This window comes from Bradyrhizobium sp. 41S5, assembly GCF_011516665.3.
Classification (GTDB): domain Bacteria; phylum Pseudomonadota; class Alphaproteobacteria; order Rhizobiales; family Xanthobacteraceae; genus Bradyrhizobium; species Bradyrhizobium quebecense.
Genome location: NZ_CP083721.1, coordinates 5171200 through 5189616, shown reverse-complemented (window position 1 = coordinate 5189616; position 18417 = coordinate 5171200). Strand labels below are relative to the sequence as shown.

The 18417-nt window shown below is 64.6% G+C and carries 16 protein-coding genes; 7 read left to right on the top strand and 9 right to left on the bottom strand.

Features of this window, described 5'->3' with window-relative positions; translation table 11 throughout:
* Positions 1–97: 97 nt before the first annotated feature.
* Positions 98–319: an acetyl-CoA carboxylase biotin carboxyl carrier protein subunit gene (locus tag HAP47_RS25355; RefSeq protein WP_173642266.1), complete on the bottom strand. Its 222-nt coding sequence runs from the start codon at positions 317–319 to the stop codon at positions 98–100.
* Between the two features lie 130 nt (positions 320–449).
* Here HAP47_RS25355 and HAP47_RS25350 point away from each other — a divergent pair, with 130 nt between their 5' ends.
* Both HAP47_RS25350 and HAP47_RS25345 read left to right on the top strand, forming a co-directional pair.
* Entirely contained in the window at positions 450–1424 is a 975-nt protein-coding gene (locus HAP47_RS25350) for an IclR family transcriptional regulator (RefSeq protein WP_173642267.1), read from the top strand.
* Positions 1354–2913 (top strand): acyl-CoA carboxylase subunit beta, encoded by a 1560-nt coding sequence (locus HAP47_RS25345; protein ID WP_173642268.1) that lies wholly within the window; start codon positions 1354–1356, stop codon positions 2911–2913. The genes HAP47_RS25350 and HAP47_RS25345 overlap by 71 nt, the downstream gene beginning before the upstream one ends.
* A gap of 105 nt (positions 2914–3018) precedes the next feature.
* On the opposite strand, the gene HAP47_RS25340 is transcribed toward HAP47_RS25345, so the two are convergent.
* Positions 3019–4182, bottom strand: coding sequence for a patatin-like phospholipase family protein (locus tag HAP47_RS25340; RefSeq protein ID WP_173642269.1), 1164 nt, complete (start codon positions 4180–4182; stop codon positions 3019–3021).
* Positions 4183–4405: 223 nt separating this feature from the next.
* Here HAP47_RS25340 and HAP47_RS25335 point away from each other — a divergent pair, with 223 nt between their 5' ends.
* Positions 4406–5191 carry an acetoacetate decarboxylase gene (locus tag HAP47_RS25335; RefSeq protein ID WP_173642270.1) on the top strand — a complete coding sequence of 262 codons (786 nt, stop codon included), beginning with the start codon at positions 4406–4408 and terminating at the stop codon, positions 5189–5191.
* A 17-nt stretch (positions 5192–5208) separates the two neighbouring features.
* Here the strand turns inward: HAP47_RS25335 and HAP47_RS25330 are convergent, their stop codons facing one another.
* From HAP47_RS25330 to HAP47_RS25320, 3 genes are all read right to left on the bottom strand, one after another.
* Complete coding sequence (locus HAP47_RS25330; protein WP_173642271.1) at positions 5209–6513, bottom strand: MFS transporter; 1305 nt, start codon at positions 6511–6513, stop codon at positions 5209–5211.
* 120 nt (positions 6514–6633) lie between these two features.
* A complete protein-coding gene (locus HAP47_RS25325; RefSeq protein WP_173642272.1) occupies positions 6634–7830 on the bottom strand; it encodes an acetyl-CoA C-acyltransferase in 1197 nt (398 codons plus the stop codon).
* 387 nt (positions 7831–8217) lie between these two features.
* Positions 8218–8385, bottom strand: a complete 168-nt coding sequence (locus HAP47_RS25320; RefSeq protein ID WP_173642273.1) for a hypothetical protein — start codon at positions 8383–8385, stop codon at positions 8218–8220.
* 281 nt (positions 8386–8666) lie between these two features.
* Here HAP47_RS25320 and HAP47_RS25315 point away from each other — a divergent pair, with 281 nt between their 5' ends.
* Positions 8667–9929, top strand: a complete 1263-nt coding sequence (locus HAP47_RS25315) for an MFS transporter (protein ID WP_173642274.1) — start codon at positions 8667–8669, stop codon at positions 9927–9929.
* A 471-nt stretch (positions 9930–10400) separates the two neighbouring features.
* On the opposite strand, the gene HAP47_RS25310 is transcribed toward HAP47_RS25315, so the two are convergent.
* Both HAP47_RS25310 and HAP47_RS25305 read right to left on the bottom strand, forming a co-directional pair.
* Positions 10401–12677 carry an FdhF/YdeP family oxidoreductase gene (locus HAP47_RS25310; protein ID WP_173642275.1) on the bottom strand — a complete coding sequence of 759 codons (2277 nt, stop codon included), beginning with the start codon at positions 12675–12677 and terminating at the stop codon, positions 10401–10403.
* Between the two features lie 290 nt (positions 12678–12967).
* Positions 12968–13738 carry an enoyl-CoA hydratase gene (locus tag HAP47_RS25305; RefSeq protein WP_173642276.1) on the bottom strand — a complete coding sequence of 257 codons (771 nt, stop codon included), beginning with the start codon at positions 13736–13738 and terminating at the stop codon, positions 12968–12970.
* A gap of 133 nt (positions 13739–13871) precedes the next feature.
* Between HAP47_RS25305 and HAP47_RS25300 the strand changes: the two genes are divergently transcribed.
* Both HAP47_RS25300 and HAP47_RS25295 read left to right on the top strand, forming a co-directional pair.
* Entirely contained in the window at positions 13872–14423 is a 552-nt protein-coding gene (locus tag HAP47_RS25300; RefSeq protein ID WP_173642277.1) for a PaaI family thioesterase, read from the top strand.
* Between the two features lie 60 nt (positions 14424–14483).
* Positions 14484–15095 (top strand): TetR/AcrR family transcriptional regulator, encoded by a 612-nt coding sequence (locus HAP47_RS25295; RefSeq protein ID WP_173642278.1) that lies wholly within the window; start codon positions 14484–14486, stop codon positions 15093–15095.
* 152 nt (positions 15096–15247) lie between these two features.
* Here HAP47_RS25295 and HAP47_RS25290 read toward each other — a convergent pair whose 3' ends face one another.
* A complete protein-coding gene (locus tag HAP47_RS25290) occupies positions 15248–15760 on the bottom strand; it encodes a ParB N-terminal domain-containing protein (RefSeq protein ID WP_173642279.1) in 513 nt (170 codons plus the stop codon).
* A gap of 100 nt (positions 15761–15860) precedes the next feature.
* Positions 15861–16778 (bottom strand): LysR family transcriptional regulator, encoded by a 918-nt coding sequence (locus HAP47_RS25285; protein ID WP_173642280.1) that lies wholly within the window; start codon positions 16776–16778, stop codon positions 15861–15863.
* A gap of 120 nt (positions 16779–16898) precedes the next feature.
* On the opposite strand from HAP47_RS25285, the gene HAP47_RS25280 reads away from it, so the two are divergent.
* The gene (locus HAP47_RS25280) at positions 16899–18395 is read left to right on the top strand and encodes a CoA-acylating methylmalonate-semialdehyde dehydrogenase (protein ID WP_173642281.1); all 1497 of its coding nucleotides are present in this window, start codon (positions 16899–16901) and stop codon (positions 18393–18395) included.
* Positions 18396–18417 lie beyond the last annotated feature (22 nt).

Below are 18417 nucleotides of genomic sequence, written 5' to 3'. Positions count from 1 at the left end.
AAAGTAGCGTCCGACGCGGCGCTGCTCCAGAGAAGTGGCCGTCGGAGGACGAGGCACGTGGGAATTTCGTCCGCAGGGGCGGCCGGACGGTCCGCCGTCAGGTCTCGACGATCGCGACGGCCTGGCCTTCGGCGATGACGTCGTCAATGCTGACTAGAATCGACTTGATTTTTCCTGCCGCGGTCGATGTGACCGGTATCTCCATCTTCATCGCTTCGACGAACGCGATCTCGTCGCCATCGCCGATGCTGCTGCCGGCCTCAACAGGAAGCGCGCAAACGCGCCCGGCAACTTCGGTCACAACCTTGATCTCTGGCATTCCACTCTCCGATACCGTCTTGCGGAAATTTCATCCGGCGAACGGCTTTTTGTTGTGGCGGCAGATTGCCTGAGGTAGCTTCTTCTGCAAGTGGAATTTTATTCCGCAGGACGGAATGGAGCCAAACAAGATGGGACGGCGCTCGGAACGGCTTAGCCGGCAGGGAATGCTCGCCAGCGAGACTGGCGATGGCGATGTCATCCAGGTGGTGTCGCGCGCGTTTGATGTGTTGCGGTGCTTCGAGGGACATGAAGCCCGGCTCGGCAATCTCGAAATCTCGAACCGCTGTGGCCTGCCGCGTTCGACAGTGTCGCGCTTGACGCACACGCTGACGCGGATGGGACAGCTCGTCTATCTGCCGCGCGACCAGAAATACCGCATCGGCCCGAGCGCGGTCGCGATGAGCACGTCGATGATGAAGGGGCTGCAGCTTCGCAACCTGATCCGGCTGCGCTTGCAGGATGTCGCGGATCAGTTGCCCGGCACCGTCGGCTTCGTGATCCCCGACCGCTTTCATCTGGTCTATCTGGAGTTCGCCCGCGCGGCGAACGCGCTCGGGCTGCATGAAGCCACCGGTAGCCGGATCTCGATGGCGACCACCGCCGCCGGCCACGCCTATACCGCAGCCCTCGATCCCGCGATCGGCGATGCGCTGATATCAGAGATGGAAGGCGAACTGCCGGACAGCGCCAAGATGCTGACTCCGCGCATCGCGGCCAATCGCCGCCACTTGCAGGAGCACGGCTACGTCGTCGCCTGCGGCCTCTGGAGCCCGCACATCAACGGCGTCGCGGTGCCGCTGTGGTCACCGCAATACCAGACCTATGTGGTCACCACGATCGGCCTGCTCTCGGCGATGTATGACGAGCAGCGGCTGCATCGCGAGGTCGCGCCGCTGATGGTCCACCTCGCCGCCGCGGTCGGCAGCCTGCTTGAAGGCGCCGACGGCGACATCTTCAGCAATCGGATCGAACGCAAGTCGCTTCCGGTGGCCGCCCATAACAACAACAAAATCATCAAGACGGAGGCAATGAATGAACTGGAAGCCGGAACTCGACGACCTCGCCCGGCGCGAAGCGTTCGCGCGGGAGATGGGAGGCGTTGACAAGGTCAAGCGGCAACGCGACCAGGGCCGGCTCACGGTTCGTGAGCGCATCGACAAGCTCGTCGACCAGAACAGCTTCCACGAGGTCGGTGCCATCTCCGGCATCGCCGAATACGACGAGAGTAACGAACTCAAGCATCTGACGCCGGCGAACTGCGTATTCGGCCGCGCCAGGGTCGACGGCCGCACCGTGGTCGTGGTCGGCGACGATTTCACCGTGCGCGGCGGCTCGGCCGATGCATCGATTTCCGCCAAGCCGTTGATGGCGGAGGAGATGGCGCATGACTTCCGGCTGCCGATCGTCCGCGTGATCGAGGGCTCCGGCGGCGGCGGCTCGGTGAAGACGATCGAGACCAGGGGCGCGGCCAATCTGCCCGGCGGCGTCGGCGGCACACGCTGGTACTGGTACACGACCGCCAATCTGGCGCGCGTCCCTGTGGTTGGTCTCGGCCTCGGCTCGGTGGCGGGCCTCGGCGCCGCCCGGCTGGCGGCCACGCATTACTCGGTCATGACCAAGAGCTCCGCGATGTTCGTCGCCGGTCCGCCGGTGGTGAAGCGTTTGGGTCAGGATCTGACCAAGCAGGAGCTCGGCGGCGCCGACATCCAGACCCGCGCCGGCGCAATCGATCAGGCCGTCGAGACGGAAGAGGAGGCGTTCGACTACGCCAGACGCTTCCTGTCCTATCTGCCGGCGTCGGTCTACGATCTGCCGCCGACGATCCCCTGCACCGACGATCCGGAACGTGCCGAGGAATCGCTGCTGAAGGCCGTGCCGCGCAACCGCAAGCAGGTCTACAAGATGCGGCCGATCATCGATGCGGTCGTCGACAAGGGCTCGTTCTTCGAGGTCGCCGGCAATTTCGGCCGGCCTGTGATCACCGGGTTGGCGCGGATCGAAGGCAGGGCAGTGCTGTTGCTCGCCAGCGATCCCTTCCACTACGGCGGCTCGTGGACCGCGGACGCCTGCCAGAAGGTGATCCGCTGGGTCGACTTCGCCGAGACCTTCCATCTGCCGGTGGTCTATCTGATGGACTGTCCGGGCTTCATGATCGGGCTCGAGGCGGAGAAGTCGGCGACCATCCGCCACGGCGTGCGCGCGATGGCGGCGGTCAACCAGAGCACCGTGCCGTGGTGCACCATCATCATCCGCAACGCGTTCGGCGTCGCCGGTGTGGTGCATCAGCCGGCTAACCGCTTCTCGATGCGCTATGCCTGGCCGTCGGCCTATTGGGGCTCGCTGCCGCTCGAGGGCGGTATCGAGGCCGCCTATCGCGCCGAGATCGATGCGGCCGCCGATCCCGCGGCCAAGCTGCGCGAGATCGAGGATCGCCTCAACAAGCTGCGTTCGCCGTTCCGCTCGGCCGAGAAGTTCTGGGTCGAGGAGGTGATCGATCCGCGCAAGACGCGCTCGCTGCTCTGCGAGTTCGCGCGTCTCGCCGAGCCGATCCGCAAGGCGGGACCGCCGAGCAACATGTCGACGCGGCCGTAAGGGCTCTCCCAATCGTCATTGCGAGCGCAGCGAAGCAATCCATGTCACCATCTGCTGAGGTATGGATTGCTGCGTCGCTTCGCTCCTCGCAATGACGACACGTAATTACTCGCTCTCCCGATGCACGTCGTGGATCACGATGCCCATGCCGTTCTCTGGCATCTTGATCCAGTCGCGCCGCTTCAGCGAGCGCTTGGTGTCCTCGTGTCCGCTGGCCCAGTGCTCGCGCATCGAGGTGCCGGAGAATTCGTGGTCCTTGGCGTCGCCCTCATAGGCCTTCTGCTGATAGATCAGCTGCAGCAACGTGATCCCCGGCAGCCTGCTGTTCGCCTTCTTGAGCTGGCGTTGGTCCTCCGACAGATGATCGTCGGGGATTTTCACCAGCGCGTTGTGCAGGGCGGTGCGTAGATTGTAGGTCTTGCGGTAGACGTCGGTGTTGTAGCGGGTGCGCGACGAATACATGATGTCCTTGTGGCGGGCCATCACGTCCTGGATGTCGCGCGGTAGCGCGCCGCGCGCCGAGAACAGGTCGACCTGGAAAACCAGCGAGTTCATGTTGTCGTCCTGGTCGAGCAGATGCTGCAGCGGCGTGTTGGAGACGATGCCGCCGTCCCAGAAATGATCGGTCCCCACCTTCACCATCGGCAGCGCCGGCGGCAGTGCGCCGCTCGCCATGATGTGTTCGGGGATGATCTCGTCATGGGCATTGTCGAAATAGATGAAGTTGCCGGACAGCACGTTCACCGCGCCGACCGCAAAGCGCATCTTCTTGGAATTGATGCGGTCGAAATCGACCAGCTCGAGCAGCGATTCACGCAGCGGTGTGGTGTCGTAGTAGCTGGTGGCGGTGCGCGCGCCGGCCGGGCTGAGCCACGGATTGGTCTGGTGCGGGGTGAAGAAGCCCGGTTGCCCCAGCGTCGTCGTCAGCCATGAACTCGTGAAATTGCGCGCCTTGCGGAAGATGTCGCCGTCCGGGGTGTGATGCCAGATCTTGCGGCCGGTGATGCGATCCCAGAATGTGTGCAGCCGCTCCAGCCGCTTCTCAGGGGGATTGCCGGCGATGATCGCCGAGTTGATCGCGCCGATCGAGACGCCGCAGACCCAGTCGGGCTCGATATTGGATTCGTGCAGCGCCTGATAGACGCCGGCCTGATAGGCGCCGAGCGCGCCGCCGCCCTGTAGAACCAGGGCCACGCGATCGCATCCTTCGGGACGCCAGCCGGGCGTCGCGTGATCGATATCGTCGAGATGAGGGGTATGCGCGTCCATATCAGGCACTCCAAAAAAAATTGCGGCGAGAATTCAGGGTGCCGATGACGCCGTGATGACAAATGCCGCGCCGGCGCACGGCGCATCCGCCATGCCTGCCTGCATGGTTAGCATTGGCCTGATCAGCGACACGTGGGTCATGCCCGTGACGGAAATCCCTCATATCGCTGTCAATCTCGGCCGCTAGCCTCCGCGCAATATTTCCGAACAGGGGGTTATCGCGATGCGCAGGGAAGATCTGCTCAAGCTTCCGTCCATGCCGGCTGCCGGTCCGAGCTATCCCGCCGGCCCTTACCGCTTCATCGATCGCGAATTCCTTGTCATCACCTATGAGACCGATCCGGAATTGATCCGCGCCGGTCTGCCTGAGCCGCTGGAGCCGATCGAGCAGGCGATCGTGCATTACGAATGGATCAAGATGCCCGACAGCTCCGGCTTCGGCAGCTACACCGAGTCCGGCCTCGTGATCCCCGCGCGGCTACATGGCGAAGAGGTCAACTTCGTCTGTCAGATGTATCTCGACGATGATCCGCCGATCGCGGCTGGCCGCGAGATCTGGGGCTTTCCGAAGAAATACGCCCATCCCAAGCTCGAGATCGTCAAGGACACGCTGACCGGCACGCTGGAATATGCCGGCCAGCTCGTCGCGATGGGCACGATGGGCTACAAGCACGAGAGCATGGCGGGCAATGGCAACATCACCCGCGCAACGCTGTCGAAGACGCAAATCAATCTGAAGATGATCCCCGGCGTCGACGGCCATCTCGAGATCTGCCAGCTGGTTGCGATCAATCTGACCGACATCGCCGTCAAGGGATCGTGGATCGGACCCGGCCGGCTGCATCTCGTGCCGCACGTCAACGCACCGGTCGCGGATTTCCCGGTCAAGCGCGTCGTCGGCGCGCATCATTACATCGCCGATTTGACGCTGCCGTTCGGCTGCGTCGTGCACGACTACAACAAGGAAGTCGCAGGCGCGGCGGTACCGACCGGTCTCGCCGCGGAGTAGCACGCAGCGAGGCTCGATCAGGCCGCGACCGGTTTCGCCTCCGGCGCGACCTTGGGCTGCGGCCGCGAGATCGCCAGCACACTCAGCGCGGCGATCACGCAGAGCGCGCCGGCGATGAAGAATGCCGGCAGATAGCTCGCATAGAGCGTGCGCGACAGCCCGGCGCCGAACGCGGCCGCGCCGGCGCCGAGCTGGTGGCCGGCAAAGATCCAGCCGAACACCAGATTGGCGCGCTCGGCGCCGAAGCGCTGCGCGGTCAGGCGCACCGTCGGCGGCACGGTTGCGATCCAGTCGAGCCCGTAGAACATCGCAAACAGCGACAGCCCGTAGAACGTGAAGTCGGAGTACGGCAGATAGAGCAGCGACAGCCCGCGCAAGCCGTAATACCAGAACAGCAGCCGACGATTGTCGAAGCGGTCCGACAGCCAGCCCGAGATGATGGTACCGAAGAAATCGAAGATGCCCATCGCCGCGAGCAGGCTCGCGGCCTGCACCTGCGGGATGCCGTAGTCGAGGCACATCGGGATCAGGTGCACCTGGACGAGGCCGTTGGTCGAGGCGCCGCAGACGAAGAAGGTCGCGAACAGGATCCAGAACACCGACGACTTCGAGGAATCGCGCAGCGTGCCGAGCGCGGCCGCCATGATCGGCGCATTGGCCGGCGGCGGCGCGGGGAGCGGCGTGGTGCCTTCGTCGCCGAACGGACGCAGACCGACGTCGCTCGGCCGGTCGCGCATCACCATCAGCACGGCGAAGGCGGCGACGCCGAGCATGACGCAGACAAGGCCAAGCGCGACACGCCAGCCGTAATGCTCAGTGATGGTCGCGAGCAGTGGCAGGAAGGCGAGCTGCCCGGTCGCGACGCTCGCAGTGAGCATACCGATCACGAGGCCGCGTCGCGCGACGAACCAGCGCGTCGCGATCGTCGCGCCGAGCACCAGTGCGGTCATGCCGGTGCCGATCCCGATCACGACGCCCCACAACAGGATGAGCTGCCAGACCTGCGTCATGGCGAGCGAGGCCAACAGTCCCGACACCACGATCAATTGCGCCGCCAGCGTCACGTTGCGCAGGCCGTAGCGGTTCATCAGCGCCGCGGCGAACGGCGCCATCAGCCCGAACAGAATGAAGCGGATCGACAGCGCGGAGGAGATCTCGGCGGTGGACCAGCCGAATTCCTTCTGCAGCGGCACGATGAAGACGCCGGGCGCCCCGACGGTGCCGGCCGAGATCAGCGCAGCCAGGAAGGTCACGGCGACCATCACCCAGCCGTAATGGATGTTTCGGCGGGCGAGGGTGGAAGCAAGCCAGTTCGAGATCATTGGGCCCCGGATGAAAAGCGATGAGGGTTTTATTCGTGATGCGCAATATGCCACGAGGGAGCTATGGCTAAAATGCCAAAGTTCCCTCGTTTTCGGACTCGGCCGTGACGCTGTTTTGAACTAGTGCGAGACCCGCTCGACCGCGATTGCGGTGGCTTCGCCGCCGCCGATGCACAAGGCGGCGACGCCGCGCTTCAGGTTCCGCGCCTCCAGCGCGTGCAACAGCGTCACGATCAGCCGCGCGCCGGTGGCGCCGATCGGATGGCCGAGTGCGCAGGCGCCGCCATTGATGTTCAACCGGTCACGGGGAATGCCGAGATCGCGCTGCGCCGCCATCGCGACCACCGCGAACGCCTCGTTGATCTCGAACAGGTCGACATCGCCGACGCTCCAGCCGACCTTGTCGAGCAGTTTTCTGATCGCCGGGATCGGCGCGGTGGTGAACCATTGCGGCTCCTGGCTGTGGGTGGCGTGGCCCTTGATTTCGGCCAGCACCGGCAGGCCGTCGCGATCGGCGAGCGAGCGCCGGCTAAGGATCAGCGCGGCGGCGCCGTCGGCATTGGCCGAGGAGGCGGCCGGCGTGATGGTGCCATTGGCGCGGAATGCCGGCTTCAGGCCGGGGATCTTTGCCGGATCGACCTTCAGAGGGTGCTCGTCATTGGCGATGACGCGCGGGCCGGCCTTCTCGGTGAGCGTGATCGGTGCGATCTCAGCCTTGAAGGCGCCGCCCTCGACCGCCTTGCGGGCGCGGCTCAGCGTCTCCATCGCGAAAGCGTCCTGGTCGGCGCGGGTGAACTGATAGGCCTCCGCGGTCGCCTCGCCGAAATCGCCCATCGAGCGGCCGGTCTCGTAGGCGTCCTCGAGCCCGTCCATCATCATGTGGTCGATGATCCGGTCGTGGCCGGCACGATAGCCGCCGCGGGCCTTCTGCAGCAGATAGGGCGCGTTGCTCATGCTCTCCATGCCGCCGGACAGCACGATCTCGGCCGAGCCGGCCTTGATGATGTCGTGGGCCAGCATGGTCGCCTTCATGCCGGAGCCGCAGACCTTGTTGACGGTGGTGGCGCCGGTGGCGTCCGGCAGCCCTGCGCCGCGCGCGGCCTGGCGGGCCGGGGCCTGGCCCTGGCCGGCGGGCAGCACGTTACCCATGAACACCTCGTCGATGCGTTCGGGCGCGAGCCTGGCGCGCTCGAGCGCCGCGCCGATCACATGCGCGCCGAGCTTGTGGGCTGCGAGCGGCGTGAGTTCGCCCATGAAGCGGCCGAGCGGGGTGCGGGCGGCGGAGAGGATGACGACAGGATCGGCGCTGGTTGCCATGGCAGGATTCCCTTCAATGCCGTGGATTTGATTGAATTACTCTCATCATATGATGCGGTGCAAAAAATGCAACTCCGGCTCCCATGACAAAATGTCGTGTTGGCATGAATGAGAGGCAGGGATTGTTCCGCAATCACCACTGTCGTCCCGGCGAAGGCCGGGACCCATACGCCGCAGCAGTGGTTGTGAGAGGGACTCGTCGTTCCAGCATTGCGCAACAATTTGCATTTGGGGTTATGGGTCCCGGCCTTCGCCGGGACGACAGTGAGTGTGTGGGGCGACTTGTGAATCATACTTCCGCGTTCTCGCGACATGAATCGTCCGAGCTTCGCATCTTGAGAATTTCTTAGCGGGGGCCCGCGTGTCCGCGCTTGCCCGCGACGTGACCTAGTCCGACCGCCAGGCCCCGAGCAAGAACCGTCGCTTCGGTGCGGCGCCTGCCTGCTTCTGCACGTCGGGCAGGTCGACGGCGTAACGCTTCATCAGCAGCTTGATTGCGACCGCGATGACCACGAAGGGTGTGACGTAGATCGCGAAAACTTCGAAGGCATTCATGGCGTCCTCCGCGGTTTCGGAGCAGACATGCTAGCACAATCGCTGGGCGAAGGGAGACGGCCGATCCGGGGTGCGCGCCGGACGAAATCAGGCGGGCAGTGCAACACGCGGCCGCTGATGCCGCCGCGCATGGCCGCATGCGGCAGCTTCGATTGACACCGACTCCGTCGGCGCTACGCTGCCGGAGCGGGACGCTTTTCCCAATAGAATCAAGATCCGGAATCTAGACCCAGAAGAACCAAGAAAAGGGCAGGACACGCCGTGATACGCGTCATCGCGTCTTGAGCGGGACCACGCGGACTTCCGCGCTCGCGCCATTTCGCATCCGCAGCTATCGCTTTCAATGGCCATCCGATCTGCTCACCTCCTGGGCGTTTGAGGTCGAGACGCTGGTGCTCGGCTGGTACATCATGGTCGAGACCGGCTCGGTGCTGCTGCTGACCGTGATGGCCTCGCTGCAATATGTCGGCACGCTGGTCGCGCCTGTGGTCGGCATGATCGGCGACCGCATGGGGCATCGCGATCTGCTCGCCGTGATGCGCTTTGCCTACACGGCGCTCGCCGGCACCATCATGATTCTGGCGCTATCCGGCCATCTGGCGCCGCCGAAGGTCATGATCATCGTCGCGCTGATGGGCGTGATCCGCCCGTCGGACCTCGGCGTCCGCGGCGCGCTGCTCGCCGACATCATGCCGCCGGCGCAACTGGTCGGCGCTATCAGCCTGGCGCGCACGACGCAGGACTCGGCACGCATCGCCGGTGCACTGAGCGGAGCGGGATTGTTCGCGGCGCTCGGCATCGGCTATGTCTATGTCGGGATCGCGAGCTTCTATTTCGTTGCCGCGATCCTGATGCTCTGCATGGGCCGTCCGGCCCAAGCGCACGGCGCAGCCGATCTCGCGGCGGGCGATGTGCCGGGCTCAAAGCTGCTGCGCGACCTCAAGGAGGGCATCGTCTACGCCTGGAGCGGTCCCGGCATGCGCGCGGCGCTCTGTGTCGCGTTCCTCGCCAACCTCACCGCGTTTCCGCTGACCAACGGCCTGCTGCCTTACGTCGCGCGCGACATCTTCCATACCGACCAGACCGGGCTCGGCTATCTCTCCGCGAGTTTTGCATTCGGCTCGCTGATCGGCTCGATCACGCTCAGCATGGCCGGCGGCGTGCGCATCGCGCGGCTCTTGATCGGCGCGACGCTCGCCTGGTACGCGATGCTGCTGGTATTCGTCGAACTCAGGACCATGCCGGTGGCGATGGCCTGCCTGATGCTGGCCGGGATCGCGCAGAGCATGTCGATGATCTCGGCCGCCGTGATGCTGATGCGCAATGCCAGCGCGCATCTGCGCGGCCGCGTGATGGGCGTGCGCATGATGGTGATCTACGGCCTGCCGCTAGGCCTGCTCGCGGCCGGCAGCCTGATCGACCTGATCGGTTATACCGCAACCGGCACGCTGCTTGCTGCGGCGGGCTTCATCGCGATGCTGGCAATCGCGCTGCACTGGCGGGCCGATCTGTGGCCAGTGCATGCGCCAGCCAATGCAAGGTGAGCAAGTAAGCGTAGCCCGGATGAGCGCAGCGAAATCCGGGGCGAATGGTCCCGCATGTCGCTGCGCTCATGCGGGCTAGAAGCGACGTGGTTAGGAAGACTTGCGAGCAGCCTCAAGTTGGCTGCACAGCTCGGAAGCGACTTCGGATTCATCCTGCTCGCGTATCGGGCCGAGCTTGGTCGCGAGTTCTCTTGCGTGTTGGACAGTAGTGCCGGCGAGGGTGAAGACATGAAGATGAATGTCTTGCCATGCCGGTCCATTGATACGCACGGACCAGCGCCACTGGTCATCGTGGCAAATTCCGAAGATGCGCCGTCCGTTGATCGGGTGCGTGACGCATAGTGGACCTTCCCACCATGTTTCCTCTTGCACAGCACAGTTCCTCTGTTGGCATCAGGTTATCATGCCAGATTCCGTATCCGGGTCGAGTGGTCCCGCATGTCGCTGCGCTCATGCGGGCTCCGGTGGCCACTACGCGGCCTGGCTCGCGCGTCGGATGTGCACCGGCACCGACTTGTACGACGGCGTGCCGCTTGCCTTGTCCTGATAGTCGAGCGGCACGAGCCCGTTGGCTTCCGGATAATAGGCGGCGACCGAGCCGCGGGCGATGTCGTAGACGATTGCGGTCAGGGTGAGGCGGCGCGGCGCGCCGGAGGGCAGCGCGGTCTCGATCTCGACGAGATCGCCATGAGCGAGGCCGCGCGCGGTGAGGTCGGCCTCGTTGGCGAACAGCACGTCGCGCCGCCCGAACACGCCCCGATAGCGGTCGTTCAATCCATAGATCGTGGTGTTGTACTGATCATGACTGCGGATGGTGGCGAGCTTGAGGATGGTTTCATCGGTCAGGACCGGGTCCTCTTCGAGGCCGTCGAAGATCAGGAATTCGGCCTTGCCTGATGGCGTGGTCCATTTGCGCTCGGTCGGCGGCAGCGGCAGGCGGAAGCCGCCGGGAATCCGAATGCGCGCGTTGTAATCCTTGAAGTCGGGGAAGACGCCCTCGATGGCGTCGCGGATGCGGTCGTAGTCGGCGATCAGCTCCAGCCACGGCACCTTGCTCGAAGGCAGGGTCGCCATCGCCATGCCGGCAATGATCGCCGATTCCGAAAGCAGGTCTTCGGAGGCCGGGGTCAGCTTGCCGCGCGAGGCGTGCACCATCGACATCGAGTCCTCGACGGTGACGACCTGCGGCCCCGAGGCCTGGATGTCGCGCTCGGTGCGCCCCAGCACCGGCAGGATGATCGACTGCTTGCCGACCAGGAGATGCGAGCGGTTCAGCTTGGTTCCGAGATGCACGGCAAGCTCGAGCTTGCGCATGCCGGCCGCGCAACGCTCGGGATCGGGCAGGGCGATGGCGAAATTGCCGCCGAGGCAGACCAGGACCTTGGACCTCCCGTCGTCGATCGCCTCCATCGCGGCGACCGCGTCATGGCCGTGATGGCGCGGCGGCTTGAAGCCGAAGGTGCGCTCGATGCCCTCGAACATCGGGATGTTGGGCTTCTCGGTGATGCCGACGGTGCGGTTGCCCTGCACGTTGGAGTGGCCGCGCAGCGGGCAGATGCCGGCGCCCGGCTTGCCGTAATTGCCCTTCAGCAGCAGCAGGTTTGCGATCTGCTGCACATTGTCGGTGCCCCGGCTGTGCTGGGTGATGCCCATGCCGTAGGTGACGATGGTGGCATTGGATTTTGCGTAAGCGGCGGCGACCTCGCCGAGCTGCGCGCGGCTGAAACCGGAAACGGTCTCGATCGCCTCCCACGGCGTTGCGCGCAGATCGGCGGCGAACGCCGCAAAGCCGTTGGTGTGCTCGGCGATGAAGGCGTGGTCGAGCAGGTCGTGCGTCGCGTCGTCCTTCTCGATCAGTGCCTTCATGACGCCTTTCAGCACCGCGTCGGCGCCGACCTTGGGCTGATAATAGGTCGAGGCGATCCGCGTCGAGCCGAGTGTCGCCATCTCGATCGGGTCCTGCGGATCGGCAAAGCGCTCCAGCGCGCGTTCGCGCAGCGGATTGAACACGATGATCGGCACGCCGCGGCGCGAGACTTCCCACAGCGTGCCCATCATGCGCGGATGGTTGGTGCCGGGGTTGTGGCCCATCGCGATGATCAGCTCGCAATGGTCGAAATCGTCCAGCGACACCGTGCCCTTGCCGATGCCGATCGATTGCGGCAGCCCGACGCTGGTCGCCTCGTGGCACATGTTCGAGCAGTCGGGGAAATTGTTGCTGCCGTACTCGCGCGCGAAGATCTGGAACAGGAACGCAGCCTCGTTCGAGGCGCGGCCGGAGGTGTAGAATTCGGCCATGTTGGGATCGGGCAGGCTGCGCAGCGTCTCGCCGATCCGCGCGAAGGCATCGTCCCAGGTGATCGGCTGGTAGGTGTCGCTGGCCGCGTCATAGGCGAGCGGCTCGGTCAGCCGGCCCTCGTTCTCCAGGTGAAAGTCGCTCCAGGTCAGCAACTCGGTGACGGTGTGGTCGGCAAAGAATTGCGGCGTGACGCGTTTGCTGGTCGCCTCCCAGGTCACGGCCTTGGCGCCGTTCTCGCAGAACTGGAAGGTGGAGGTGTGTTCCTTGTCCGGCCACGCGCAGCCCGGACAATCGAATCCGTCGGGCTTGTTGGTGCGGAGCAGAGTGATCGGCGCCTCGACCAGATCCATCTGGTCGCGAACCGCGATCGCAGTGGCCTTGAGGGCGCCCCAGCCGCCAGCCGGAGCATCATAGGGTCGGATACCGGGAACGTCGCGCTTTTGGACCATATGTCCTCCTGCAGCTCTTGAGTTGTGACCCCGTGCGTCTGTCCCGAAAGTGATTGTCTTGTTGGCCGCGAGCGCGGCGATCGGCGAGAGAGCGTGTTCCGATCGACGTCCTCGATTTGGAGCGCTCGTCTCGTGATGGAGGTTAGACTAATCGGCTGGGGTTTGTGGTCAACACTCTGTAAGGCGCACACTTAGCCCGGATGGAGCGCAGCGCAATCCCGGGCAGCTTGATCCGCAGATGACGCGTCCCGGATTGCGCTGCGCTCCATCCGGGCTACAAGGTGTCACTATTACCGCTTCCGATCCAAGAATCCCTGCAGCAGCCGTTGCGGCTCGCCGGTCTGGAACGACTTTCCGAACACGCCGACGCTCAGGTTCACCGACTCGGTCAGCGGCAGCTCTTCCCACTGGCGCAGCAGGTCCTTCTGGATGCGCAGCGCCTCGGGGCCGCATTCCAGCAGCGCCTCCAAGGTGTGCTCGACAGCCTCATCGAGGCCGCCGGGTTTCGCCACCGTGTCGATCAGGCCCCAGGCGAGCGCGGTGGGGGCGTCGATGTTCTCCGCCGTCATCATCAGCCAGCGGGCGCGGCCCCAGCCGATCAGGCGCGGCAGCAAAGCGGCATGAATCACCGAGGGGATGCCGACGCGCACCTCGGGCATGCCGAACATCGCGTCATGCGCGGCGACTCTGATATCGCAGGCGGCCGCGACCTCGAGGCCGCCGCCGAGGCACCAGCCGGGCAGGCGGGCGATGACGGGCGCGGGGAATTTGCGCACGGCCTCGCAGAGATCGCGCAGGCGGCTGATGAATGCTTCCGCTGACGTTTGGTCGAGCGTCGCCATCTCCTTGATGTCGGCGCCGCCGATCATGCTCCGCTCGCTTTCGCCGACCAGGATCACCGCGCGGATTGTCGGATCGGCGGCGAGGTGCTCAAAGCCCTCGCGCACGCCGTTGGTCACGGCGGAGCTGACGATGTTCAGCTTGCCGGCGTTGCAGATCGTGAGGCGGACGACGCCTCTGGTGTCGCGGTCGATGCCGCAGTGGGGATTGAGCATGTCCATGAAGAAGTCCCGGCGCAGGAATTGATGGCGCCATGTCCCGGACAAAGCACGTCTCTGTCAAGGCGCCGGTCCGGCGGTTGCGCAGCATCGCGCGGATCTATAGAATTATATTTATCATATAAATGGAGCCGTCATGACCGCCGCCGAGACCATCGACCTGCATTCCCCCGATCTAACGCGCACGCGCGTGGTGGAATGGCAGGCGCCCGGGCCGGTCGCCAGGGCAGCGATGCCGATGTCCGGGATCGAGGCGATGCGCGCGATCCGCGACGGACACCTGCCGCCGCCGCCGATGGCAAAACTGATCGGCTTCCGCATGGCTGTTGTCGACGAGGCGCGGATCGTGACGGAGCTCGAGCCACATGAGAGCCTGGAGAACACCATCGGGCTCTTGCACGGGGCGACCGCCGCGGCGCTGCTCGATACCGCGATGGGCTGCGCGATCTCGACCCTGCTGCCGGCCAGGCAGACCTCGGTGACATTAGACCTCAAGCTGACCTATCTGCGCCCGCTCTCGGCGCGCTCGGGAACCATCTCGGCCGAAGGCAAGGTGATCAAGCTCGGCCGCCAGACCAGCTACGCCGAAGGTTTTGTCCGCGACGGCAAGGGCAATCTTGCAGTGCACGCGACCGCGACGTTTTCCATGCTCGGCGGGGAACCGCAGAGGGAGAACAAGGCGAAATAACTGCAGCATTCCGGGCGCATATCTGTTATTGTATGATTAGAAACATTCCATGAGAGCGGCATGCGCTATTCGAAAGAACACAAGCAGGAGACCCACGCGCGGATCGTGAAGAAGGCCGCGACGCGGCTGCGCGAGAGGGGTGCCCATGGCATCGGCGTCGCCGACCTGATGAAGGACGCCGGCCTGACCCATGGCGGCTTCTACGCGCATTTCGATTCACGCGAGGCGCTGGTGATCGAGGCCTTCAACTACGCCATGGACCGCGCCACCGAGCGCTGGCGCAAGGTCACGGCGGAGGTGCCGCCGGAGAAGCGGCTTGCAACCATGGTCGACGGCTACCTTTCGGCGGCTCATCGCGACGATCCCGGCCAGGGCTGCGCGGTCCCGGCGCTCGGTGCCGAGATCGCCCGCGAAAGCCCGAAGACCCGCAAGGCCTTTGCGCTCAAGCTCGACCAGATGATCGACATGATGGCCGACCAGATCCAGGACGTGCCGCGCAAGACCGCGCGCAAGCAGGCGATGGCCACGCTTGCGACCATGATGGGCACCATTGTGATGTCGCGGATCGCAGGCAACGGCGAAATGTCCGACGAGATCCTGAGCGCGGGCCGCGAGGCGGTGCTGGGACGTCCGGCTGCGGTGACGAAGAAGCCGCGTGCCAGAGCGAATTAGGGGCATTCCTGCGACGAGGCGCCGGATCTCCCGGTTTAGTTTTCGTCGGCAACGAAGGCATGAGGCACCCTTTGGAAGGCCTCAGCCCTGCGAGGCTTCCGGAGTGATGGCCCTTCGCATGCTCCCTCCGACCTTGACGGCCGAATCAATAATCAATAACGACCGCCATCGCGCTTTTGTTGTGTGAGCCATTCCGACAGCGTCCTCGTTTTTGATCGTGGATCGCCCGACGACCCTCGTCCGATACTCGTTCCGGAGCGCGCCGACCGAAGCTTGGCTGATTCAGTTTCCACGATCGCGTCTGCGGAAGCCGACGATCTCTCGGCAGCTTCTCTCTCGAGGCGCAGCTTCTTCAATCGCGCCATTTTGTCCCGCTCTGCCTCTGCCTCAGCTCCGTCGGACAACAGCGTCTTGTGGTGAGCAGTCTCTGCTGAACCCCAGACTCCGATGATGGTTGTCTCGCCAAGCGCCTTGCAGGCCTCGAGCCGATGTAACCCATCGAGCAAAACCAGGCGGCCCTCATCAGGCCGAACGAGAATGGGGACTTGTTGCCCAACTTCCAGAATACTCGCTGCAATTTCTTGAACGAGCTCAGGCCTGAGCGTTTTCCGTTTCTTAACGGGCACGTAAATCTGATCGATTGGAAGACTTTCCGGGTCGGGCACAGTGTTACTCCCTACTCAGGATCCGTCTAAAATGCGGTTTAAGGATGAAGCGCCACACCGCCAAGGCGTTTCTCAAACTGAGCTCGAGGGCCAGCGCCAGTCAGGTCGGCCCGGCAAACAGCGCGCGCTCGGCTTCCACCGTCTCATAGATGTAATCCGCCACGGCGCGGATGCGGGCGAGGTCCTTGCTGTCGGCGTGCATCAGGAGCCAGAAGGTGCGCGAGATCCGCACCTCGTCGCGCAGCACCGGCTGCAATTCGGAGTGGGCGGTCGCCATGAAGTGCGGCAGCACGGCGATGCCGAAGCCGGCGATGGTGGCGTTGAGCTGCGCGATCAGGTTGGCGCTGCGGAATTTCGCGGAAATCTTCGGCGAGACCTGCGGCAGATAGTCCAGTTCCGGCGTGAACAAGAGCTCCTCGATATAGCCGACGAAGCGGTGCTGCGGCAGGTCGCCGCGCGCAACGATCTTCGGTGCCTGCGCGAGATAGCCGGGTGCGGCGTAAAGCCCGAGCGTGTAGTCGAGCAGCTTGCGGCCGACGATGCGGCCCTCTTTCGGCATGGTCAGGCTGATCGCGATGTCGGCCTCGCGTTTGGAGAGCGAGAACAGCCGCGCGGTGGCGACGAGCTGCAAATCTAGATCGGGATACCGCTCCGTGAACTTGACCAGCCGCGAGGCCAAAAAGTGACTGCCGAAGCCGTCGGGCGCGCCGATCCGCACCGTGCCGGTGAGATGCGCGCGCGAGCCGCCGACCGCCTCCTGGTTGGCGACGATGGTCGATTCCATCGCCTCGGCGCTGTCGGCGACGCGCTGGCCAGCCTCGGTGAGCAGGTAACCGGTCTTGCGGCGATCAAACAGTTTTGCGGAGAGGTGGCGCTCCAGCCGGTCGACACGCCGGATCACTGTGGCATGATCGACGCCGAGCTGCTTGGCGGCAGCCGAAACCGACCCGCCGCGCACGATGGACAGCACGAAACGGAAGTCGTCCCAGTCGATCGTGTCGCCGCCTTGATCCTGCATTTCCGCACATCTATGGTGCAATTTATCGGACTTGAATCCTATAAAATGCAGGGTCATTAGGGTTTGTAAAGCGATCTCGCCGCGAGGAGCGGCGATTCACGTCTCCAAGGGAGGATATTCATGCGCTCGATCGGACATTTCATCGGTGGCAAGGAGGTCAAGGGCACCTCGGGCCGTACGGCCGACGTCTTCGAGCCGATGACCGGCGACGTCCAGGCCAAGGTGGCGCTGGCCTCCAAGGCTGAAGTTCGCGCCGCGGTGGAAAACGCCCGCGCCGCGCAGGGCGAATGGGCCGCCACCAACCCGCAGCGCCGTGCGCGCGTGATGATGAAATTCGTCGAGCTGGTGCAGCGCGACTATGACAAGCTCGCCGAGTTGCTGGCGCGTGAGCACGGCAAGACGGTTCCCGACGCCAAGGGCGACATCCAGCGCGGCCTCGAAGTCGCCGAGTTCGCCTGCGGCATCCCGCATCTCATGAAGGGCGAGTACACCGAGGGCGCCGGCCCCGGCATCGACATCTATTCGATGCGCCAGCCGCTCGGCGTCGTCGCCGGCATCACCCCGTTCAACTTCCCGGCGATGATCCCGATGTGGAAATTCGCGCCCGCGATCGCCTGCGGCAACGCCTTCATCCTCAAGCCGTCGGAGCGGGATCCGGGCGTGCCGATGAAGCTCGCCGAACTGATGATCGAAGCGGGCCTGCCGGCCGGCATCCTCAACGTCGTCAACGGGGACAAGGAAGCCGTCGACGCCATCCTCGACGATCCCGATATCAAGGCGATCGGCTTCGTCGGCTCGACGCCCATTGCACAGTATATTTATGAACGCGCCGCGCAGACCGGCAAGCGCTGCCAGTGCTTCGGCGGCGCCAAGAACCACGCCATCATCATGCCGGACGCCGACATGGACCAGGCGGTCGACGCGCTGATCGGCGCCGGCTACGGTTCGGCCGGCGAGCGCTGCATGGCGGTGTCGGTTGCCGTGCCCGTCGGCAAGACCACGGCCGACCGGCTGATGGAAAAGCTGATCCCGCGCGTCGAGTCGCTCAAGATCGGCACCTCGGTCGATCCGTCGGCCGACTACGGCCCGCTGGTGACCCGCGAGGCGGTCGAGAAGGTGAAGAGCTACATCGACATCGGCGTCAAGGAAGGCGCCACGCTCGCCGTCGACGGCCGCGGCTTCAAGATGCAGGGCTACGAGAACGGCTTCTATCTCGGCGGTTCGCTGTTCGACAACGTCACCAAGGACATGCGGATCTACAAGGAAGAAATCTTCGGCCCGGTGCTCTCGGTGGTGCGCGCCAAGGACTATCACGAGGCGCTGGCGCTGCCGTCCGACCACGACTACGGCAACGGCGTCGCGATCTTCACCCGTGACGGCGACGCGGCGCGCGACTTCGCGGCCAAGGTCAATGTCGGCATGGTCGGCGTCAACGTGCCGATCCCGGTGCCGATCGCCTATTATACCTTCGGCGGCTGGAAGAAGTCCGGCTTCGGGGATCTCAACCAGCACGGTCCGGACTCGGTTCGCTTCTATACCAAGACGAAGACGGTGACCTCGCGTTGGCCGTCCGGCGTCAAGGACGGCGCGGAGTTCTCGATCCCGACGATGAAGTAAATCCGTTCGGGGCGAGGCAATG